Genomic DNA, 6,022 nt, shown 5'->3' with positions numbered 1-6,022 from the left:
AACCCGCATAAGCCGGATTAACAATGTTCATGTTGTACATATACTGAGTATACTGCGGGTCTTGTTGTGCATGACCCTCTAGAGTACCTAAACCTAATATTAATAGTAAAACTACTGATGCTAATTTCATCTATTTTTTTTTAATTATTCTTTTAAGATAGTTTAGAATGCTATAATTTAACTATAACATTTTATGCTATTGCTTTGTAATTTATGCATACTATATTATAACAACCAAATTCTGTTATTTCCTACCTTTAAATTCGCTAATTAATAATTCTTATATGGCAAAAACCAAACCTTACTATTAGAAAAGATTTATTCTACTTCTAAAATCGTAATTTATGTAAAAACACCACTTATTACTTTTCCACTTAAGATATTAGCAAAACTACTAATACTATTTTAAAACACTTCAAAGAATTTCATAACTTTCTTTGAAGTGTTTTTTATTTAATAATTTACATATACCCAACCTGTTACAGGCTTTCTATCATCTTTGTTAAAGTAGATGATATAGTAGTACGTACCTACTGGTACTTTTTGATCTTTCTGAATGGTAATTTTTCCATCAGAGAATCCATCCCACCATTCAACAGGTGTTCTGCTTTCATTACTATAATCATATACTTTAGCACCCCATCTATCATATATCTCAATTCTGAAATCAGGATACCTACTTAATAACGGTACAATAAAGTAATCATTGTCTCCATCTCCGTTTGGTGAGAAAGCATCTGGTATTATTGTACATGATGTAACATCTAAGTAATTAGGCTTACCGTCGAAATCACAATCGTCATCATGCCAAATACCGTTTTCATTATCATCTTCTTCAAATGTTGGCACACCATCATTATCATCATCAGTATCTCTGTAATCAACATCATCATTAGTTGCTCCTGGCGTTGGGTCAAAATCGAAATTAGGCAGATTATTTGCTGGATCATCAATTTCGTCATTTGGATCAATATCATTTACATTACTACCTTCATAACCATCATCTAGTCCATCACCGTCAGTATCAGCATCTAATGGATCCACATCTGGGAAACCATCATGATCTTGATCATGTCCTTCAATATAATCATGTACACCATCATTATCAGAATCTTCATCTAAATAATCAGGATCATCGGCACCATCGGTATTAACTGGTGTAATACCATCACCCGAACCTGGGGTGATTTCGTAGGCATCATCTAAACCGTTACCGTCAGCATCATCACCTGAAGGTGCAATATAACCATCAGTTGTTTGCCCTTCTACGTTGTCAGGAATACCGTCTCCGTCAGCATCAATGTCTAAATAATTAGGATTAGAATCACTATCTAAATTATCAGTTCCTTCAACTGATGTTAAAATACCATCTCCGTCATCATCAATATCTAAATAGTTTGGTTGGAAATCATTATCAAAATCATCATCAAACGGGTCTCCATTACCATTAATATCCTCATCTAGAGTTGCTACTCCGTCACCATCATCATCGGTATCTCTATAGTCTAGTGATAAATCTCCGTCAGTATCTGGCAAGTCAATTTGCGGATCGTTAATCTCGTCATTAACGTCAAATCCGTCATTATTGTCAGCACCTTCAAAAGCATCATCTAGTCCATCTTCATCAGCATCAATACCTATGTAAGTTACATCAGGAATACCATCATGATTAGCATCGTTACCTTCTATACTATCGACAACGTTGTCGTTATCGCTATCCGTATCAATATAATCAGGATTATCCGTTCCGTCAGTATTCTCAGGTGTTAGTCCTTCTCCAGAGCCTGGTGTACTTTCATAAGCATCATCTAAGCCGTTTCCATCAGAATCAACTCCTGAAGGTGCTATATAACCATCAGTTGTTTGAGCTTCTATATTGTCTGGAATACCATCATTATCAGCATCTATATCTAAGCTATCCTGATATATGTCACCATCTGAATTACCAGTTCCTTCAACTGTATCTAAAATACCGTCGTTATCATCATCAATATCATATAAGTCAGCTACGCCGTCTCCATCTGTATCTACTAATACTTCAATTGTAACTGTTGCTGTTGAAGTGTCGCCATTGCTATCTTCAATAGAATATGTAAAGGTATCAGTTCCGACAAAATCTGCATTAGGTGTAAATACCACATAATCGTCTGTTGGATCATTTGGTGTACCATTGGCATTAACCGTTGCTGTACCATTACTAGGTCCTGTGGTAATTACAATTGGTGTAGTACTTGGTCCGTCTCTACCAAAATCATCAGCACCGTTACCATTATCTAATAATACTGTAATGTCATTATTTGTTGAATTCTCTACAACAACAACTGAATCGTCTTCTGCCGTTGGTAAGAAATTGATAACAATATTATCTACAATGCTCTCATCGTCATCTGCAATGCCATCAGCTAAATCATCTGCACCAAAGCTTGTATTAGGATCACTATCTGGATCAATATTGTCAGCACCTGTAATTTCTGCTTGGTTATAATAACTTGTAGTTGTATTTGTCCCATTAACCAATACTTCAGCATTAAACGTTAACGCTAAATTAGCTCCATTTGCTATTGTTAAACCGATCCAGTTTATGGTGTTTCCTGTTAATATACCTCCATTTGAAATGGCAGTAATATTACCAAATCCGTCAGGAATAACATCTTCTATATTTACACCTGTGGCAGCACTTGGACCCGCATTACTTAGCGTTATAGTAAAAGTAACAATATCACCAGTAGTTGGATTTAAATCGTTAACCGATTTAACCAAACTTACATCAGAAACGGGTTGCGGCACAACATTTACAATATCATAATCATCTTCGTTCGTATCTCCATTATTTGGAGTAGAATCTGGATCAAAATTATCAGATGCTGTTACTTCAGCCGAGTTGTTATAAATTCCCGTGGCCAAAACTGTTGCTGTAATATTTAAAGTTGCCGAATTACCGTTGTTAATTGTTGGTACTGTCCAAACACCCGTACCAGAAACATAGGCACCTGCACCATCATCACTTACATAAGCATATCCTGATGGCAACAAGTCTGTTACTTGCACTCCTGTTGCATCACTTAATCCACCGTTATTTACAGCTAACGTAAATACCACATTAGAACCTACTAACGGAGCTGCATCATCAACTGTTTTAGTCAACTCTAGATCAGATACGGCTACTGGGTTTGTTCCAACCGTTGCAAAATCATCACCACTACCATCACCTGGAGTTGAATCTGGGTCTGCATTATCTGAAGCTGTTACTTCAGCATTATTAGTGTAATTACCAGTTGCATTAACGGTTGCCGTAATCTGTAACGAAGCCGATGATGCGTTGGCTATATTCCCAACAGTCCATACACCTGTTCCATCATTATAAGTTCCAGCACTATTATCACTAACGTATGTGTAACCATTAGGCAATACATCTGTAACTTCCACTCCAGTTGCGTCGCTCAATCCACCGTTATTCACAGTTAAAGTAAATACTACATTAGAACCTACTAATGGTGTAGCATTATCTACTGTTTTAGTCATTGAAAGGTCTGAAACTGCAGTAGGGCTCACACTAACTATATCACTTTCATCATCATCTGCGATACTGTCTGTTAAATCATCCGTTCCATAACTAGTGTTTGGATCACTATCCAAATCAAGATTATCCGAAGCTGTAATTTCTGCCCTGTTATCATAATTTCCACCAGCTAAAACTCTAGCCGTGAATTGGAAGGTAGCACTATTACTTGATGTAATAGTTAAACCAGACCAACTAATGGTATTGCCTGTTATAGATGAACCTGCCGTAATTGCGGTAACATTATCATAACCGTTAGGTACAACATCTTCAACTGTTACTCCTGTTGCATCACTTGGACCAGCATTGGTTACAGTTAACGTAAATGTTACATTATTACCCACAGCTGGTGTTGCATTGTCAACTGCTTTAGTTATACTTAAATCTGATACTGCATTAGGTGTAGTGCTCACAGTTGCGTAATCATCACCGCTTCCATCACCCGGTGTTGAATCAGAATCTGTATTATCTGAAGCTGTTACTTCAGCTGCATTAGTATAATTACCTGTAGCATTAACTGTTGCGGTAATTTGTAAACTTTCTGATCCGTTTAACGGGATATTTGGTACTGTCCAAACACCTGTTCCATCATCATATGCACCAGCCCCATTATCAGAAACATAAACATAACCTGTTGGTAGCACATCAGTTACTTGCACGCCTGTTGCTGTACTTGGTCCAGCATTATTTACTGTTAATGTAAATATCACATTTGAACCTACATTCGGTGTTGCATTATTCACTGTTTTTGTCATTGACAAGTCAGATACTGCTGCTGGATTAATTGTTACTGTATTACTTTCATCATCATCGGAAACTCCATCAGTTAAATCGTCTGTTCCAAAACTAGTCGTTGGATCGGAATCTGGATCTACATTACCAGACGCCGTAATTTCTGCTCTATTATCATAATCTCCTAATGCCAATACTTGAGCTGTAAACTCTAATACTGTTGGTGCTCCTGTTGAAACAGATAAACCTGACCAACTTATAGTATTGCCGGTTACGGATGCACCACCTGTAATTGCGGTAACAGAACCGTATCCGTTAGGCACAACATCTTCAACTGTTACCCCTGTTGCATTATTACCACTACTAGCTACAGTTAATGTAAAGGTAACGACATCACCTACATTAGGCGTTGCTGTACTTACCGCTTTGGTGATGCTTAAATCTGCATATTCAATTGGCGTTTCTGCAGTATCAGTTTCTGCGGTAGCAACTTCATCGGTAGTTACTGAAACTTCATTAATTACATTCGTACCTGTATTCGCTCTCCTCTGGAAATCAGCTAATGTTGTTGTATAACTGATGGTATATGTCCATGTTTCATTTTTCTCTATAACACCTGCTACTCCATTATCTCCGGTTGGACCAGTCAACACTCCGTTTGAACCATCTGGTAATAAATCAGTTATATTTATATTCGTTAAGTCTAAATCACCATTATTCTCTAAAGTAATTGTATAATCTATGGTCTCACCAATTGCTGTAATCGTAGCTGGACCACCTGTTTGAGTTTTTGTAACCACTAGACTCGGGTTACATCCTGGAGCGGTTAAGGTAACCGTTGTTGGATCTACTACAGCACAGGTTGTAACTGAATTTCTTACTGCAATTGTGTAAGGAGAACCTGCAGCGGTTAAACCACTAAATACATTAGAACCTTGATAGGTTGTTCCTCCATCAATACTATATTCTAAATTGGATCCAGTTGCCGTTATTGTAATTGTACCATCATTTAATGTTGGACAACTAGCGGTTGTTGGATCGGTAAAACTAACTGAATCAATAACAGGAAACGCATTAATTGTTATACTTGTCGTTGTGGTATTATTACACGTACCATCACTGAAACTATAAGTTACTGTATATGTTCCTGCAGTACTAGCTGCTAAATCAATTTCGCCTGTTGTAGCATCAATAACTAAACCAACTGTTGAACTATACGTCCCACCTACCTGACCAGTTTGAGTAACTGATGCTGTTCCAGATGCACAATATGGACTTCCGCTATATGCAATTGTCGCTGTTGGCAATGCATTAACGACAATGTCGACCTGGGTTGCTAAGCTTTCACATCCTGCAACGGTTTGTGTTACATAAACTGTTTGAGTACCTACGGCTCCTGATGGTGTAAACGTGGCATCACTATCTATTAAGGTAGTTAATGTTGCATCACTGTACCATGCAAATGTTGCTGATCCTCCTCCTGTAGCTGTAATATCTGCTATTAAATCACCATCACAATATGCTGATGGACTCACTGCTGTTGGGGCTGCTGGTGCCGATGGATCCGTTAGGGTAGTGCCTACGCTATTACTAGTACAACCTGAATTCTCTACATTAATCGCTGTATAGACTCCTGCTCCTAAACTGCCAATAGTCAACTCGCCTGAACCATTACTACTAATAGTTGCAGTCGTTGCTGCTCCACCATTCAATACATAACTTACCGTATAA

At 37.7% G+C, this 6,022-nt stretch carries 2 protein-coding genes; both read right to left on the bottom strand.

Annotated elements, in window-relative coordinates; all coding sequences use genetic code 11:
- Positions 1-130, bottom strand: a 130-nt coding sequence (locus U5A88_RS15905; protein ID WP_354208263.1) for a type IX secretion system membrane protein PorP/SprF, incomplete at its 3' end; no start/stop codon positions are given.
- A gap of 323 nt (positions 131-453) precedes the next feature.
- A partial coding sequence (locus U5A88_RS15900; RefSeq protein ID WP_354208261.1) for a T9SS type B sorting domain-containing protein occupies positions 454-6,022 on the bottom strand: 5,569 nt, incomplete at its 5' end.

Origin of the sequence: Aureibaculum sp. 2308TA14-22 (assembly GCF_040538665.1) — a bacterium.
GTDB lineage: Bacteria > Bacteroidota > Bacteroidia > Flavobacteriales > Flavobacteriaceae > Aureibaculum.
Note: the sequence above shows the minus strand (reverse complement) of the source record. Positions and strands in the feature narration are given on the sequence as shown.